This window comes from Flavobacterium cellulosilyticum (assembly GCF_004349355.1).
In the GTDB taxonomy this organism is placed as follows: Bacteria; Bacteroidota; Bacteroidia; order Flavobacteriales; family Flavobacteriaceae; genus Flavobacterium; species Flavobacterium cellulosilyticum.
Genome location: NZ_SMFK01000001.1, coordinates 274,775 through 293,961, shown reverse-complemented (window position 1 = coordinate 293,961; position 19,187 = coordinate 274,775). Strand labels below are relative to the sequence as shown.

The 19,187-nt window shown below is 32.9% G+C and carries 9 protein-coding genes and 2 pseudogenes; all 11 read left to right on the top strand.

Annotated features, from left to right (window positions below):
* The first annotated feature begins 16 nt into the window (after nt 1-16).
* The 11 genes and pseudogenes from E0F76_RS01165 to E0F76_RS01115 all read left to right on the top strand — a co-directional run bounded on the left by E0F76_RS01165 (nt 17) and on the right by E0F76_RS01115 (nt 19,166).
* Nucleotides 17-2,209, top strand: a complete 2,193-nt coding sequence (locus tag E0F76_RS01165; RefSeq protein ID WP_220398885.1) for a beta-glucosidase — start codon at nt 17-19, stop codon at nt 2,207-2,209.
* 113 nt (nt 2,210-2,322) lie between these two features.
* A pseudogene (locus E0F76_RS01160) lies at nt 2,323-3,119 on the top strand (endo-1,4-beta-xylanase).
* An 18-nt stretch (nt 3,120-3,137) separates the two neighbouring features.
* Entirely contained in the window at nt 3,138-3,848 is a 711-nt protein-coding gene (locus E0F76_RS01155) for a glycosyl hydrolase (protein WP_132000506.1), read from the top strand.
* Nucleotides 3,849-3,960: 112 nt separating this feature from the next.
* Complete coding sequence (locus E0F76_RS01150; protein WP_132000505.1) at nt 3,961-5,076, top strand: endo-1,4-beta-xylanase; 1,116 nt, start codon at nt 3,961-3,963, stop codon at nt 5,074-5,076.
* Between the two features lies 1 nt (nt 5,077).
* The gene (locus E0F76_RS01145) at nt 5,078-6,019 is read left to right on the top strand and encodes an SMP-30/gluconolactonase/LRE family protein (protein WP_342773041.1); all 942 of its coding nucleotides are present in this window, start codon (nt 5,078-5,080) and stop codon (nt 6,017-6,019) included.
* 668 nt (nt 6,020-6,687) lie between these two features.
* A pseudogene (locus tag E0F76_RS19520) lies at nt 6,688-7,617 on the top strand (endo-1,4-beta-xylanase).
* A gap of 596 nt (nt 7,618-8,213) precedes the next feature.
* A complete protein-coding gene (locus E0F76_RS01135; protein ID WP_132000504.1) occupies nt 8,214-10,955 on the top strand; it encodes a substrate-binding domain-containing protein in 2,742 nt (913 codons plus the stop codon).
* A gap of 464 nt (nt 10,956-11,419) precedes the next feature.
* Nucleotides 11,420-12,739, top strand: a complete 1,320-nt coding sequence (locus tag E0F76_RS01130) for a sugar porter family MFS transporter (protein WP_132000503.1) — start codon at nt 11,420-11,422, stop codon at nt 12,737-12,739.
* 94 nt (nt 12,740-12,833) lie between these two features.
* Nucleotides 12,834-14,342, top strand: coding sequence for a glycoside hydrolase family 32 protein (locus E0F76_RS01125; RefSeq protein WP_342773040.1), 1,509 nt, complete (start codon nt 12,834-12,836; stop codon nt 14,340-14,342).
* Nucleotides 14,343-14,348: 6 nt separating this feature from the next.
* Nucleotides 14,349-17,456 carry a SusC/RagA family TonB-linked outer membrane protein gene (locus E0F76_RS01120; RefSeq protein WP_132000501.1) on the top strand — a complete coding sequence of 1,036 codons (3,108 nt, stop codon included), beginning with the start codon at nt 14,349-14,351 and terminating at the stop codon, nt 17,454-17,456.
* Between the two features lie 18 nt (nt 17,457-17,474).
* The gene (locus tag E0F76_RS01115) at nt 17,475-19,166 is read left to right on the top strand and encodes a RagB/SusD family nutrient uptake outer membrane protein (protein ID WP_132000500.1); all 1,692 of its coding nucleotides are present in this window, start codon (nt 17,475-17,477) and stop codon (nt 19,164-19,166) included.
* Nucleotides 19,167-19,187 lie beyond the last annotated feature (21 nt).

Below are 19,187 nucleotides of genomic sequence, written 5' to 3'. Positions count from 1 at the left end.
TTTTTAATATAACCTTTTGAGGTTAACAAACACAGAAGATGATATGAGATTACGATTTATTGTTATTGTTTTACTTTCCCTATTTTTTCAAAACTCCTTTTCCCAACAGGATGCTGCGACAGAAAAAAGAATTCAACAATTGATTAAAAAAATGACTTTAAAAGAAAAAGTGAGCTTGTTGCATGGGAATTCAAAATTTTATATTTCTGATATAAAACGACTTGGAATTCCAGAATGGGCATTGTCTGATGGCCCTCATGGGGTAAGAGCAGAAATGAATCGCCATAATTGGAAATATACGGGACAAACCAACGATTCCTCTACTTGTTTTCCTCCGGGTACAGCCATGGCTGCCAGTTGGAATATGGAATTAGCCAAACAACGCGGTGTTGTTTTGGGTGAAGAGGCTCGTTTTCGTAAAAAAGATGTTTTATTAGGTCCCGGAATCAACATCATTCGTTCGCCACTTTGTGGTAGAAATTTCGAATATTTGAGTGAGGATCCTTACCTCATATCACAACTTTCTATCAATTATATTCAAGCCTTGCAAACTCAGGAAGTTGCGGCTTGTGTAAAGCATTTTGTAGCCAATAATCAAGAGGAAAATCGTTTTGTTATTGATGTAAATATGAGCGAACGCGCTTTTCGCGAAATCTATTTACCAGGTTTTAAATCTTCAATTGTAGATGCGGGTGCATTAACAGTGATGGGGGGTTATAATAAGTTTAGAGGGGAGTATTGCACTGAGAATTATTATTTGGGTAGAACCATCTTGCGCAAAGAGTTTAATTTCAAAGGAGTGTTTATGTCCGATTGGGATGCTGTTCATAGTACAGACCAAGCGGCCTTGGCTGGTTTGGATTTAGAAATGGGAACCGAAAAAGACAATTACAACGATTGGTATTTTGCAGATCCGTTGATCAAATCGGTGCAAGAAGGTCGCTTGAAAGAAAGTTTGATCAACGAAAAAGTGGCCAACATTCTGCGAGTGATGATAAAAACCAAAGTATTAGATCCAAAAACACGTCAAACAGGTTCGATAAATACAAAAGAACACCAGCAATCGGCTTATCGTTCTGCAGTAGAAGCGGTTATTTTACTGAAAAACGAAAAGCAAATTTTACCGTTGAATATGAGTGCCCTGAAATCGGTAGCGGTAATTGGAGACAATGCAACTCGTAAACATTGTGGTGGCGGATTTAGTTCAGAAATAAAAGCCTTATACGAAGTGACTCCGCTTCAGGCAATGACCGAAAAATTTGGTAAAACAGTGCAAATAAACTTTGCACAAGGCTATGAAAAGCAATCTTTTGTAGCAGAAAGAAGTAACATAGGACAATTGAATACCGATAAAGTAGATTGGAATCTAATAAACGAAGCGGTGGCCCAAGCCAAAAAATCGGATGTGGCTATTGTTTTTGCAGGTTTGAATCATGATTTTGATTCTGAATCTTTCGATAGATTGCATATGCGTTTGCCATACGGACAAGAAACCTTAATTCAAGAAGTGGCCAAAGCCAATCCTAAAACGATAGTGGTAATTATAGCAGGTTCTCCATTAGAATTAGCCGGTATCCAATCACGTGTTCCTGCTTTAGTTTGGGGATGGTACGGAGGTATGGAAGCTGGAAATGCTGTTGTTGATGTATTGAGTGGCAAAGAATTCCCATCAGGAAAATTGCCTTTTACTATTCCAATAACTTTAAGCCAATCGCCAGCACACGCCATGGGAGCTTATCCGGGGCATGATCTGAAAGTGAATTATGACGAAGATATTTTGGTGGGTTACCGTTGGTTTGATACCAAAGGTATTGTGCCTCAATTTCCTTTTGGGTACGGAATGTCGTATACTACCTTTGCTATTTCAAACGCAACTACAAACAAAAAAGAATACAATCAAGAGGATGAAATTATAGTGAAAGTAAATGTTAAAAATACGGGTAAAACCAATGGAGCTGAGGTTGTTCAGTTGTATTCAAGTCAAACAATTTGTTCGGTTTTAAGACCTAAAAAAGAATTGAAAGCTTTTGATAAAGTTTTCTTGGCTCCTGGTGAACAAAAAACAGTAGAAATGAAAGTAAAAGTAAAAGATTTGGCTTTCTACGATGAAAAAGCATCGAGTTGGAAAGTTGAACCGGGCGAATTTGTATTATCTGTGGCCACATCGGCTAAGGATATTGTAAGTATCTTGGCGGTTACTATTAAATAATTGATTCTTCAAAAAAGGAGTCTTTTAAATTGAAATATAATTTAGTTTTTAAATGAATTTCTCTATGTTGAAGAAGTCTTATTATACATCTAAAACCTCGAAAACCAATTTGATTGGAAAAAGGCCAATACAAAGGCAAAGTAGCTGGTTGGGATGTTGTCAACGAAGCTTTTGAATCTTCAGGTGGTGAATATAGAAAAACGTTCTGGTACAATAATTTGGGTAAAGACTATGTAGCAAATGCCTTTCGCTATGCCCATCAAGCGGATCCCGCTGCTGTGTTGTTTTATAACGATTTCAACATTGAGCGTGATACTACAAAATTAAATGCCGTTTTAAAAATGGTCGAAGAATTTAAAAAAAATGGTGTACCCATTCATGGTATTGGTTTTCAAATGCATATTCGTATGGATACACCAGATGAAGTTATCGCCTATTCATTGAAGAAAGCTGCAGAAACAGGCTTGCAAATGAAATAAAACAGGCCCAGGCTGAAAAATATAAAAATCTAGTTTTGATGTATCGTAGCATCGTTCCGAAAAAACAGCAATTTGGGATTACATTATCGGATTTTACGGATCGTGATACTTGGGTTCGAGGTTTCTTCAAAATGAAAGATTGGCCTACCATTTATGATGAAGAGTTAAAGCCTAAACCTGCCTATTATGGTTTTCTAGAGGGTTTAAAAGGTAATGCCCAAGAGAATAAGATTATCCGTGAGTTTTACAATGCTAAGTACGAACCCGAAACAGGAATTTATCACGGTGCTGGTCAGGATAAAAAGGGTTTTAATGATTATGTAAATGCTATTGGTCAAGATAAAATGCCAGCAATTTATATGACGTATGTTAATATAACCGCTCCAGTAAAAAGGATTGAAACTTGGGGGAAAAGTTTAAAACATGTTTGAGATAGCTTGCCCAAAGGGATGATGCCCCAAATTGGGTTAGGATGTATTGGCGGTAAGGATACTAGAGCAGCCTTAGATAAAGAAGTTGCCAACGGAAAATACAATGCGCAATTGGAAGCATTTTATAAGGTGCTTTTGGATTTGGATAGACCATCCTTTACCAGAATTGGCTACGAGTTTGAATGCGACTGGAATGGGTATTCACCTAAAAGTTATAAAATAGTATTTATAACTATTTTCAAAGCATTTAAGGAAAAAAATATAAAGTCGGCTGCGGTTTGGTGCTCGGGTGGTGGCTCTGCAAATTTTATAGGTCTTGAAAAGTTAATGGCCTATTATCCTGGTGATCAATATGTAGATTGGTGGGGTATTGATGTTTTTAGTCCTGAAGAATTTGATCATAGTGGCTTAAAAAACTTTTTTGATGCAGCGCATATTCATAAAAAACCAGTGATGATTGGCGAGTGTACACCACGATTTGTTGGAGTTTTGGATGGTAGAATTTCTTGGGATAAATGGTTCAAACCTTTTTTCGAAATGTTAAATGATAATCCAGGGATAAAGGCATTTTGCTACATCAATTGGGATTGGGAATATTGGTCTAACAAAAATGGTTTTCCATGGCATGATTGGAAAGAGGCCCGTATAGAAAAAAATGCATTTGTATTGGAGGCTTATAAAACGGAAATGGAGAAACCAATATTTATCCACATACAGACACCTAAATAATTTAGTAAGTATTTCTATTTAATGTTCAATAGGAATTGAAACCAACCGACGATCTGAGTCAGTATAAAGGTTTTTAAATTCGTTTTTTATAAATAATATTAATTATATTCTCATGATATCTAAAAAACAAAATTATCCTCAAATTAAAATAATCCATGTTATTTTGATTGTGTTTTCCTTTACAGCATGTAAAAGTTTAAACCAAAAATCAACTGATTTGGCAGGTCTGAAAAACGTTTCAGAATTTCCAATTGGTACAGCAATTAATATCAATAAATTGATCAATGACGAAGCATTAATGGCGTTGCAGATTTCAAATTTCAATAGTATAACAGCTACTAGCGATATGAAAATGCGTGAAATTTTACCTGCTGAAAACCAGTTTAATTGGAAAAAGGCCGATACCATATTGTATTACGCCAACAAGCACAAGCAACGTCTTTTTGGTCATAATCTTATTTGGCACAGCAGTACCCCTAAATGGGTAGAAGAAAAAGGTGCCAAAGACAACGTATGGCTGGGGGAATTTATGAAAGAGTATATTCATAAATATGTAGGTAGATACAAAGGCAAAGTAGCTGGCTGGGATGTTGTCAACGAAGCTTTTGAATCTAAGGGTAGTGAATATAGAAAAACCTTCTGGTACAATAATTTGGGTAAAGAATACATAGCAAATGCCTTTCGGTATGCTCATGAAGCGGATCCCGCTGCTGTATTGTTTTATAACGATTTCAATATTGAGCGTGATACGACAAAATTAGATGCCGTTTTGAAAATGGTCGAAGAGTTTAAGAAAGAGGGTGTGCCCATTCATGGTATTGGTTTTCAAATGCATATTCGTATGGATACACCAGATGAAGTTATCGCCTATTCATTGAAGAAAGCTGCAGAAACAGGCTTGCAAATTCATTTGTCTGAAGTGGATATTATTTTTAATACACACAATGACGAAAGATCAGGTGGTATTGAAAATTATAGTTCACTAACAAATGAAATGAAACAGGCCCAGGCTGAAAAATATAAAAATCTAGTTTTGATGTATCGTAGCATCGTTCCGAAAAAACAGCAATTTGGAATTACATTATGGGATTTTACAGATAGAGATTCTTGGATTAAAGGCTTTTTCAATATGAAAGATTGGCCTACTATTTATGATGATGATTTAAAGCCAAAACCTGCCTATTTTGGTTTTCTAGAGGGATTAAAAGTGAAAATAGAAAAGGAATAACATGATGAAAACAATAACAAATAAACAGTCATCAAACCATTGTTTACATTTAATTGGCATCAGTTTGCTTATGATAGTAAATATATCTTGCAAAGCTCAAAAAAACAAAAACTCAGCGATAATTGCTGATGGAGCTCAACTTACTTTAGTTGCCGACGGTTTTGAATTTACAGAAGGCCCTGCCGCAGACAAAAATGGCGATGTCTATTTTACAGATCAGCCCAATGACCGCATCCTAAAATGGAACGCTCTTGATAATACAGTTTTGGAATATATGAAACCATCCGGTCGTTCCAACGGACTCTATTTTGACAACCAAGGAAATTTGCTGGCTGTTGCCGATGAAAAAAATGAAATATGGCGCATTGATGTGGATAAAAAAGTAACCGTGCTTCTTACTAATTTTGAAGGTAAAAAATTCAATGGTCCCAATGATCTTTGGGTAGATTCCAAAGGAGGTATTTATTTTACCGACCCCTATTACCAACGCTCTTGGTGGAAACATCAAGAACCCCAGCAAAAATCGAAAAGGGTGTATTACCTAGCGCCAAATGCAGATAAACCTAAAATTGTAGCCGATGATCACTTTGACCAACCGAATGGAATAATTGGTACACCCAATGGTAAAACCTTGTATGTAGCCGATCAAGCAGGCAATAAAACCTACTCCTATACTATTGGAAAAAAAGGCAAACTTTCCAATAAAAAACTGTTTGCAAATATGGGTTCTGATGGGATGACTATTGACCATTTAGGTAATGTTTACCTAACCGGAAACGGCGTTACTGTTTTCAATAAAGAAGGGCAACAAATAGAACATATCGCCGTGCCTGAAAACTGGACAGCCAATATTACTTTTGGTGGACCAAATCAAACAACACTATTTATTACTGCCATGGATTCTGTATATACCTTAGATATGGCGGTACATGGAGTTAGATAAGTATAAGTAGTAAATCTAAAATTTGATGTAGCTAATTTTGAATAATAGGTTGGGTGTAATTAGATTTTGATGATGATTTATCGTCAGCGTGAGGAATTTTCAGAAAATGCGATTAGCTTTTTCAGAAAATTTGTATCGAGAACAAGAGAAATCTCATTAAAAACGGTTCTCGATACATTTTTTGTTCGGTTTCTCTCCACAAAAAACACTACCATTGACGTTTTTGTTTAATGTATTGAAAATAAATAATTTAACAAAATAAAAACATAAGAATAATACGTTATTTTATATTGCTTTTTTTGGTAAAAAAAATTCTACCTCGAACTGACGTTTTTAATAATTACACCCAGCGGGTTATTACAATAGGTTGGAATGCATTTTTCTATTAATAAATAAAAAACCATGAAAAAAACAAAGGTCGCAGGGAATAAAATATCCACAATATTTTGTGTTTTATAACTATCACTTACAGCTTGTAAGGCTCAAAAAGCGAAAAGTAATGCTGTTCTGGTAACAGCGAAAACCAATGAAAATATAGCATTAAAAGAGGTCTTTAAAAACTACTTTTTAGTAGGTAGTGCCATAAATATGTCATTGTTTCGGGCAAGGATATCGCCTCGAATACAATTGTAAAAAGGGAATTCAATACCGTTACTCCTGAAAACGGCATGAAAGCGGAAGTAGTATGTCCATCACCAGGGATTTATGATTTTAAAGCAGCTGATGCGTATGTTACTTTTGCGAAAGAAAACAAGATGTTCATTATTGGGCACACTTTAATAGGGTACAGTCAAACACCTTTATGGTTTTTTACAAACGATAAAGGTGCTGCTAATTCACCAGAAGAACAAAAATAGCGATTGCGTACCCACATAAAAGCGGTTGCTGGTCGATATGCTGGAAGAGTACAGGCTTGGGATGTAGTAAATGAGGTTATTGATAATGAGGGTTCCTACAGGCCTACAACATGGGTACGCAGTATTGGCGATGGTGATGAAATGGTTAGATTAGCATTCAAATATACTAGTGAATATACTCCTGACACAGAATTGTATTATAATGACTTTAATGCCTGGCGTCCTGAAAAAAGAGACGGAATAGTTCGAATGATAAAGATGCTTCAAGACGCCGGAATAAGAATAGATGGTGTAGGGATTCAAGCACATTGGGGTTTGAATTTCCCTAAGACGGAATGTATTCAACAAGCTATCGATGCCTATGCGGCATTAGGAGTTAAAGTTATGATTACCGAATTAGATGTTGATGTATTGCCAATTACTATGGAAGGTCAAATAACAGGAAAAAGTATGATGAAGCCCCAGTATCAATTAGAAGAGTTCGAAACATTTTTAGACCCCTACAAAAATGGTTTGCCTGAATCCATAGAACAGGAACTAGCGAATCGTTAAAAAGAATTATTTGGGATTTTTAAAAAGCACAAAGGTAAAACAAACAGAGTTACTTTATGGGGAGTGCATTATGGTATGTCTTGGAAAAATGAGTATCCAATTCCCAATAGGACTAATTATCCCCTTTTGTATAATAGAAATATGCAGCCTAAATTGGCGAGACAAGCAATTTTGGAAACGATAAAATAAATTTTATAAGTTGGTGGGAACTTGTTATGAAAAGTATTAAATATAGGTAACAGGCATTTGTATTACATCAATAATAAGTGGTCCAAAACTGAAAAATATGAGTAAGAATTTCTTTGTAAAAAAGAAGTGGGTGAATATTCTACTCCTATGATTATCAACTTATTTGAAGAAGGTAAAGGATATAATAACTTATGAGCCGCCCCACATGTGGATCACATCCTCTCTGCTGAAAAGCTATTAAACCCTTATTTTATAAGGGTTTTTTTAAGGGGCACAATTAGAGGTGTGAAACATTTTTATTGATAAATCAACATAATGGATTTTTTTATATATACTTGGACATTTGATTTTTTGTCTGTTTTTCTTCACTTTTCAAGACTTATCTTTTTTTGAATCACTAATTAAGATATGCAAAACTAGATTGTATGAAATTAAATTTTTAAAGTTTTGAATATTTTTATATAGATTACTTTTCTATATATTTACATTAATGTTTATGATATAATAAATTATTATTCTCAAAATAATCAATAGTCATTTAAAATGACGCCTCACTTTACTATTAATAAATTTCAACTGTTTTAATTTTAAATTCAATGCTAAGAAAACTTAGTTATATCATTCAAATTTGTTATTTGCTTTTATTGTGTTCTTGTAATATAAAGGATACACACCCTATTTCTATTGGATTTTCTCAAAGTATCTCTGAAAGTGATGTTTGGAGAAAATCTATGGATCATGCTATGGAAGTTGAGGCGTCACTTCATCCAGATGTTAAGTTAACAATTTATATTTCAGATCGCAATGTAAAAAAACAGATTCAACATATTGATAAAATGATTAATCAAGGTGTGGATGTAATTATAATTTCACCCTATGAATCCGACTCAATTGTTCCAGTAATTGAAAAAGCAAATCAACGAGGAATACCTGTTATTATTGTAGATAGAAAAGTAAATACAACTAATTATACTGCATTTTTAGGAGCTGACAATGTTGAAGTAGGCATGATTGCAGCTAAGCAAATAGTTTCATTATCAAAAGGTCATGCGAATGTTGTTGAAATCACAGGAGAATCTGTAACAACTCCAGGTACTGAAAGAAGTTTCGGTTTTAAACAAATTATTGATCAATATTCTGGAATACATAGAATAAGTATTAATAATGATGATTTTAATTCGCCAAGCAGTAAGTATGTCAAAATTTTAGATAGTTTACCTAATATTGATTATGTATTTGCTTTTAATGACATTATAGCATACAATGCTTGGAAAATTGCTAAAAAGAAAAAGCCAAATAATCATATTAAATTTATTGGAGTTGATGGGCTTAATGGACCAAATGGAGGCTTACAGCTTGTCAAGGATGGTGTTCTAGATGGAACCGTATTGTATCCAACAGGCGGAGCTGAAGCTATTAAGTTAGCTTTAAGAATAGCCAACAAAGAAATAGTTCCTAAAAACAACAAGCTTTCTACTACATTAATTGACTCTCTCAATGCTGAGATTATGGGTAGTCAGTTTGACAAAATATCTTTACAGCAATCTGATATTGAGAAGCAACAAAATTTCATTAGTGAACAGGAAGAAAAGTATAGTAGTCAAAGAAATCTTTTAAGAATTTCAATTACTTTGAGTATCCTGTTATTTCTATTTGCTGTCCATAGTATTTATTCACGTATAGTTATAAGTAGAAAAAAGAAAGAACTTGAACAAACGAATGAGAAGGTTATTAGCCAAAAAAATGAAATAGAAAAATTTGCTGAAGAAATAAAGCAAAATAATGAGGTTAGGCTTAATTTTTTTATGGGTATATCTCATGAATTTAAAACCCCTTTGACTTTAATATTAGGTTCCATACAATCTCTTACCGATGAGCTAAAAAACAAAGGTGTAACTATTAATAATGAGCTTAATTTAATGTATAATAATTCAAGAAGATTATTACGATTAATTAATCAATTATTAGATTTTCGAAAGATAGAAAATGATAAATTTATTCTAAGAGCATCTAAAACTAATTTATTTGAATTTACAAAGAGTATTATTAATGATTTTAACCGAGAAGCTAAGAGTAGAAATATTGAATTTACATTAACTACAAATAATGAGGAATTAGAAATTTTTATAGATAGAAATTTAATGGATAAGGTTTATTTTAATCTATTGTCTAATGCATTTAAATTTACACCGACCAATGGTAAAATATCAATTACAATTACTGAAGATAAAATTAATAATAGTGTAAAAATTAGTTTTAAAGATTCAGGGATTGGAATTCCAGAAAACGAAATTGAAGAAGTTTTCAAGCCTTTTTACCAAGGTTCAAATAATTATAAAAACAGTTCAGGAATAGGATTGTATTTAACTAAAAAACTTGTTGAATTACATCATGGGACAATAGAGATTGTTTCTAAAATCGGTTCCGAATTATTAATAAAACTTTTTCTAGGAAAGGAGCACCTTCAAAATGAAATAATTGTAGATGAGTCAGATTTAAATCTCGTTTACCAAACTGATTATTTAGATTTGCAAGTTTTTCCAAAAAAGGAACCTAAGAATAATGAGGATAATTATACCTTGCTCTATATTGAGGACAATAAAGAATTAGTTGAATTTATTTCTAATAAATTAGCTGTAGATTATTTAGTACATACTTCAGATGGTACAAATCCGATTGAAATTGCTATGGAGATTGTGCCAGATATCATTATTTGTGATTTGAATTTACCTAATAAAAATGGATTTCAAATCTCTGAGATACTAAAAAAAGATTTGAGAACTTCACATATTCCTATAATAATACTGACAGCATCAGATGACCCAGATTCATATCTTAAAGCACTAGAAAGTGGTGCAGATATTTTTTTAACAAAACCATTTGATTTAAAAGTTTTATTACAATCCATAAAATCACTCCTTTTTAATAGAGAAAGATTACACTATTATTATTCCAACAATATAGATAATATTGTTAAAAATGATGAAGTACGATTTGATGTTTCTGAACAAAATTTTTTAAGAAAATTAAATGAATACATTAATCAAAATATATATCAATCGGATTACACTGTTGAAGATTTAGCAAGTGATTTAAATATCTCCAGAGTTCAATTGTACAGAAAAGTAAAAGCTATATTAGGAATAAGTGTTAGTGATTACATTAACAATATCCGATTAGAAAAATCTACAGAATTATTATTAAGCACGAAACAGAATATATCAGAAATTGCTTTTTCAATAGGTTTTTCATCACCCTATTATTTTTCTAATGTCTTTAAGAAAAAATATGGTATCTCTCCTAAAGATTTTAGATCACAGAATTCTAAAATCAAATAATAATGGTCTTTTTTAATGGGTTTAATGCTTGTTTTAGTTTGGTAGAAAAGGCAGTTGCTGAATTAAGAAATCTTTATTGTCAGTAAAAAGTCTAGTGATTTCATCCAAAAACAAAAGCGTTTTTTTAAATCTTTTTGCAATCCTTATAATGAAGAAATAATTGGATTTTTTCATTTTATTATGATTAGAATTAGTTTAAGAATCTAATATTTTATTAGTAAAATTTCATAATATGTTTTTTATATGTGGATAAATAATAAATATGACAATGATTCATGTAACATTTTTTTTATTCATGTAACATTTTTAAAAAAATAAAATGATTGAAAACATGCTAACTTATTGTTAATCACTATTTTGATTGATAATTTAGACATTTAATTTTTAGTTAAACATCTGAAACGAAATTCATAAGCTTTTTTTATTTCTAAAACTAAATTTGGAAATAATTAAAACATCATTCAATGAATAATAAAATATTAATATGGTCAATTACTGCGGCTTTAGCAGGTTTCTTATTTGGCTTCGATACTGTAGTTATATCGGGAGCTGAAAAAAAGTTACAATTATTATGGGGTACTTCGGATATGTTTCATGGTATTGTTGTGATTGGAATGGCACTTTGGGGTACTGTAATTGGTGCTTTTTTTGGTGGTATTCCTACTAATAAGATAGGACGCAAAAACACTTTAATATGGATTGGTGTTTTATACACGATCTCTGCAATTGGTTCAGGATTGGCAAACGACCCTTGGACTTTTGCATTTTTTAGATTTATTGGGGGGCTAGGAGTAGGAGCATCTACGATAGCAGCACCAGCCTATATTTCAGAAATAGCACCAGCTAAGGATAGAGGAAAGTTAGTAGGGCTTTATCAGTTTAATATTGTATTTGGGATTTTAATTGCCTTTTTGTCAAACTACTTATTGAATAATATTGGAGAGAATGCTTGGCGTTGGATGATTGGAATAGAAGCATTTCCTGCGGCTATTTACACTTTAATTGCATTTACAATTCCAAAAAGTCCACGTTGGTTACTGACCAAATTTAGAAACGATGAAGCAATAAAGGTGCTTCAGAAAATCAATCCAGATCAAGATCCAGAAAAACTCATGTTAGAGATAAAGGATGAGATGGATAATACGGTGCCCAACGAAAATATTTTTCTTAAGAAATATAGATTCCCACTAATTCTAGCGTTTTGCATTGCTTTTTTCAATCAACTCTCAGGTATTAATGCATTATTATATTATGCACCCAGAATTTTTGAAGAAGCAGGTCTTGGAGAAAGTACCGCCATGTTGAGCAGTATTGGAATAGGTGTGACTAATATGCTTTTTACATTATTAGGTGTGATTTTAATAGATAGATTAGGCAGAAAGCAATTAATGTTAATTTGTTCTTTTGGCTATATAATCTCTTTGAGTTTAGTTTCTTCTGCCTTCTTTTTTGGTTGGGAAGGTAGCTTAATGCCTCTATTTCTCTTTCTTTTCATTGCTTCCCATGCTATTGGACAAGGTACAGTGATATGGGTATTTATTTCAGAAATTTTTCCCAACCATTTACGAGGATCAGGACAATCTTTTGGTAGTTCAGTACATTGGGTGCTTGCAGCTGTTGTGCCTTCTTTAGTCCCATTTTTGTTTTCGACTATAGGTGCAGGTGTAGTGTTTTTGGTTTTTGCAATTATGATGGTATTCCAATTGCTGTTCGTGATTTTTATGATGCCAGAAACAAAAGGAATTTCGTTGGAAGAATTGAGTAAAAAACTAATTAAAAAATAAGTAAATGAAACGCATGAAATATTCAAATATAACCTTATCTATTCTATTCTTAATCTTAATTATTAGTTGTAAAAATACAGCTAAAGTGATCAATATGGACAAAGAAATAACAAATGAAGAATTATACAGACCCAATTTTCATTTCACACCAAAGACAGGCTGGATGAATGACCCTAATGGGATGTTTTTTTATAAAGGTTTGTATCATTTATATTTTCAGTATTACCCAGATGACACAGTTTGGGGGCCAATGCATTGGGGGCATGCAACTAGCACGGATATGATTACTTGGAATGAAGAAAAAATTGCTCTGTATCCAGATGAAATGGGTTATATTTTTTCAGGTAGTGCAGTGGTAGATGTGAATAATACTTCTGGATTTGGAAGTTTGGAAAACCCACCAATTATCGCGATGTTCACGTATCACAATATGGAAAAAGAAAAAGCTGGTGAGATTAAAACTCAATCACAAGCGATTGCTTATTCATTAGATGAAGGTATGACTTGGACCAAATATGAGGCTAATCCAGTTATTGAAAATCCAAACATTAAAGATTTTAGAGATCCAAAAATGTCTTGGGACCCTATTCATAAGCAATGGTTGATGGTATTGGCAGCGGGAGATAGAACAATGTTTTATACTTCTAAAAACTTGAAAGAATGGACGCTTCAGTCTGATTTTGGTTCTGATATTGGCGCTCATGGAGGCGTTTGGGAATGTCCAGATTTTTTTCCTATAAAAATAGAAGGAAGTACAAAAACAAAATGGGTGCTATTACAAAGTATTAATCCAGGTGGTCCAAATGGAGGATCGGCAACACAATATTTTGTTGGAGATTTCAACGGAAAAACATTTTCAATAACAGATTCTTTTGCAAATGATTTAAAACAACAAAAAGCTTTGTGGATAGATTTTGGCAAGGATAATTACGCTGGAGTAACTTGGTCCAACATTCCTGATACGGATGGTCGAAAATTATTTATGGGGTGGATGTCTAACTGGGAATATGCTAATGAAGTGCCTACTGAAAAGTGGCGAAGCGCCATGACTATACCAAGAGAGTTAAAACTATTTAGTAAAAAAGGAAAATACAGAGTATATACACTTCCAGTTAGGGAGTTAAGTAAGTATGTCTCTAAAACCATAAAAATAAAAACTTTATCGGTAAAGTCAGAAACGACTATTGCCAAAGCACCATCGATAGATTTGACAGCTGCAGATATTAGTTTTACACTTGAAGACTTAAAAGAAGATATATACCTATTTAAACTTCATAATTTAAAAGGTGAATTTATTGAGTTTGGATTAAATAACAAAGAGCATTTCTTTTTTATAGATCGATCAAAATCTGGAAAAACTACATTTTCTGAAAAATTTGCATCAGGCATTTCAAAAGTTAAAAGCGATGACTTATTAAGTCAATTAGAAGTAAGGCTTATAATCGATAAAAATTCTATAGAGGTATTCTATAATAATGGAGAAACTGTCATGACCGAGTTGTTTTTCTCAAATGCGCCTATGAATGAATTTTCTATGAAAACAGAAAAATATACATCAACAATAAAAAACATTACTATTAACCAATTAAAATTAACTAAATAACTCCTTATGAAAAGCAAACTAATCATTTATTTATTGCTGTTAGGCTCATTTTTATCCTTATCAGCACAAGAAATCCAGGTAAAAGGGACTGTTGTCTCTGCAGAAGATGGATTTCCAATACCAGGAGCATCGATAAATGTTTCAGGAACAACTACAGGTACTATAACTGATATTGATGGGAATTTTGAAATCAAAGCGTCAGTGGGACAAAAATTAAGCATAAAATATATAGGATTTGCGAGTCAAGAAATAATAGTCACAGCTGCAAAAAAATATGCTATAGTTTTAAAAACAAATATTAATAATCTAGATGAAGTTGTAGTAGTTGGATATTCAAGCCAAAAGAAAACAGACATCACCGGAGCTGTTACTATTGTGGATATGGAAGAGCTTAATAAACAAGTAGAAGCAAATCCTATTAAGTCTTTGCAAGGTCGGGTTGCTGGGGTTCAGATTACCACAGATGGATCGCCTAGTGGGGGAAATACGGCCATATTAATACGTGGTAATTCAAACATAGGTGGTAATTCGACCCCTTTGTTTGTTATTGATGGTGTTCCTACAAAATCAGGTATGCATGAGTTAAACCCTAATGATATTGCTACAATACAAGTTTTAAAAGATGCCGCTTCTGCGAGTATTTATGGTTCAAGGGCGTCTAACGGAGTTATCATAATAACAACAAAGCAAGGAAAGAGTGGAAAGATGAAGATCGATTTTAGCTCCTTTTTAACAGCCTCTACTTATGCAAATAGGTTAGATGTTCTAAACGCGAAAGAATATGGGGAAGTACTTTGGCAAGCTAATATAAATGATGGTCTAAATCCTAATAATAATAATTTGAGTTATCAATTTGATTGGAGCCGTGACTCAAATAATAAAGCGGTACTAAATTATATAACGGTTCCAGAGTTTTTAGATAGTAAGCAAACTTTAAAATCGGCAGATACAGACTGGTATAAAGAAATAGCACAAACTGGTATTGCAAAATCGTACGATTTGTCAGTTTCAAATGGTTCTGAAAAAGGGAATTATTTATTTTCACTAGGATATTACAATAATGACGGGATTGTTAAAAACTCAAATTTTGAGCGTATTACTGCTCGTTTAAATACCAGTTTTAAATATTTTGATAATAAACTTATAATAGGAGAAAATTTATCTATTAATAAAACTGGTGAGCTTCAAATCCCTGGCGTATTGGATTCAGCTTTAAAAGCATCTCCATTAATTCCTGTTAGGACTGTTGACGGTATAGGTTGGGGAGGTCCAGTAGGTGGAATGAACGATAGACAAAACCCTGTTCGTTTATTAGATGCAAACAAATATAATGGTTATGATTATCACAGATTATTTGGGAATGTATTTGCTAGCCTAGAAATAGTGAAAAACTTGAATCTAAAAACAAACTATGGCCTTGAATATAATGATTTTTATAAAAAAACATTGCAGTTTAGCTATCAATCTGGATATTTAAAAAATGATAAAAGCGCGGTAAATATTGACAACAGCAGAAGTACCAAGTTTACATGGACTAACACTTTAAATTATAAACTTAATATCAAAAAGCACAATTTAGAAGCTTTTATTGGTTCAGAAATGTTTAAAGAGTCAAATAAAAACACTTCATTAAGAGCAGAAGATTTTGTAATTGAAACCCCCGATTTTATGTATCCTGATGCGGCAAGTGGGAAAAAAACCAATTTTGGATCAGCTACAGCTTATTCCTTATTATCGTATTTCGGTAATATAAATTATGATTATGATGGTAGGTATTTGCTTTCAGCAACTCTAAGACACGATGGTTCATCAAGATTTGGAAAAAATAATAAGTTTGGAACATTTCCTGCATTATCAGCAGGTTGGAGAATTAGTAATGAAAAATTTATAAGTGATAATTTTTCAAAAATATCTGATTTAAAATTAAGAGTTGGTTGGGGAAAAACGGGTAACCAAGAGATTGGCAATAGTGACACTTATTCCTTATATGTATCTGATTACGCAGGAGGAGACCCAACATGGAATACTTCTTATGGTACTGCTTATGATATATCTGGTCAAGGTTCAGGCACATTACCTTCTGGTTATAGAGCAACTCAAATAGGGAATGATAATCTAAAATGGGAAACTACTACACAGACCAATGTTGGACTTGATTTTGGGTTTTTTAGAAGTAAATTATTTGGTTCTTTGGATTATTATATTAAGCAAACCGAAGATATATTAATTAGACCACCATATATAGCAGTTATTGGCGAAGGAGGAGGTAGAACAGTAAATGGTGCCAATATGGAGAACAAAGGTTGGGAGTTTTCAATAGGTTATAGAAATGAGACTGCAGGAGGATTTACTTATGAAGTTAATGGTAATATATCTTCTAACAAAAATAAAATTACAAATCTCCCAGAAGTAGTTAAAAATAGTTATGGAGGCAATGGTAGTGACGATAATATTTTGGGCAGATCAATTGGTTCCATGTATGGCTATGTTTCAGATGGGTTATTTACTTCAAATGAGCAAATATTAAATTCTGCAGAACAACCAGGAAAAGATTTAGGACGTATTAGATACCGTGATTTAGATGGTAATGGTATTATTAATGATGCTGATAGAACTTGGATCGGTGTGCCTCACCCTGATTTTGCTTTTGGGATTAATGTAAATCTGGAATATAAAGATTTTGATTTCACTATGTTTTGGCAAGGAGTTGGAAAAGTTGATGTAGTTAACCAAGTTAAATACCAAACAGATTTTTGGAGTGTGGATGACATTGGCTCAAATAAAGGCTCACGTCTATTAAACGCCTGGTCTCCTAGCAATCCAAACTCAACTATTCCTGCATTAACCACAATAGATAAAAATGCTGAGTCTCGTTTTTCAACCTATTATATTGAAAATGGAAGTTATGTTAAATTAAGAAATATGCAAGTAGGGTACTCTTTACCTAAAGACGTTTTAGATCGTTTAAGTATTAATAAGTTTCGATTTTATTTAGGTGTTCAAAATTTATTAACTATAAAATCCTCAAGTTTTACAGGAGTTGACCCTGAAAATGCTGGGTTTGGATATCCCTTACCTTTAACATCAACCCTCGGTTTTAACATATCATTTTAACAATAAAAAAAAATAATTATGAATAATATAAAATATTTATTTGGGATTGTTCTGTTAGTAATTACTGCAGGATGTTCGGATTTATTAGAAATCGCTCCTAGTTCTGTTTTGAATGAAGAAGTCCTAGTAACTCCAAACAATATAGATGGGTTTGTAAATGCAGCTTATTCTTCTTTAGGTAACGATCATTATGATACTCCTTTTAGTCTATGGCCTTATGGGAATGTTAGGTCTGATGATGCCTATAAAGGAGGTAGCGGACCTAATGATATTCAAGTATTTCATTTTTTTGAAATATCTGAAAATATACGAACAGACTTTGGAGAATTGGATAAATTCTGGTTTAATAGCTATATAGCCATTTCTAGAGTTAACAGAGCTATAAGAAATTTGAACAAATTAAACACCAGTACTTTTCCGTTAAAAGAAACAAGGATTGCTGAGATGAAATTTCTTAGAGGACACTTTTATTTTATGCTTAAAATAATGTTCAAACGGGTACCATTTATAACAGAAGACATACCAGTTGATGAGTATGGTACTATATCTAACAGGGGACTTACAAATGATGAATTATGGGAAGCTATCGCAAGTGATTTTCAAGCAGCAACTGGAGGACTTCCTACTGCACAACAAAACGTTGGTAGAGCTAGCAAAACAGCTGCTTATGCTTATCTAGCAAAAGTTAGGTTATATCAAGCTTTTGAGCAAGATGATGACAATAAGGTGACAAACATTAATCCAGCTAAATTACAAATGGTTATTGATGCTACCAATAATGTTATAGGTCACGGTTCTCTTGAGCCAGATTTTGCAAATAACTTTTTACCGGGCACTCATGAAAATGGACCAGAATCTATCTTTGCCATTCAGTTTTCAGATAATGATAACACGCTTCACGGAAGATTAAATTATTCTGATGTGTTGTCAACTCCTCAAGGACTAGGTTGTTGTGATTTTCATAAACCAAGTCAAAACCTGGTTAACGCGTACAAAACAGATGTAAACGGCCTTCCATTATTTAATACATATAATGACGCAAATGTTGATTATAAAAATTTGAATAGTGTTCAAGTTGATCCACGTTTGTATCATACAGTAGCAATACCAAATTTGCCATATAAATATGATAATGCTTATATCTACAAAGAAAGTTGGGTAAGATCACCTAATCCTTATGGCTATTTTGCTTCTTTAAAAGAAAATGTATCGCCAAATTGTAGCTGTTTTGTGAATATTGATCCATTTTATGGTAACTCAAAGAACCGAATTCAAATTCGATATGCAGATGTCTTACTTATGCGAGCTGAAGCTCTAATTGAACTAGGACAATTTAACGATGCTTTACCGATCATCAATCAAATACGAGATAGAGCGTCAAAAAGTACTGGCTTAATTGGATATGCTACGAATTTAAATATAAAACCATACATAAATGGTGTGAATTGCACCTGGACTAAAGATTTTGCCAGACAAGCTTTAAGATGGGAGCGAAGATTAGAATTTGCTATGGAGGGAAGCCGTTTTTTCGATTTAGTTCGTTGGGGTAGTACCGCAGAAACACTTAACAAATATTACCTAGAGGAAAAGGGAAAAGTGGAATATTATAGTGGCGCTCACTTTGATTCGTCAAAAGAAGAATATTGTCCAATTCCACAAGCACAAATTAATTTTAGTCAAGGAGTTTACAAACAAAACAATGGATACTAACATAACGTAATAATAAATACT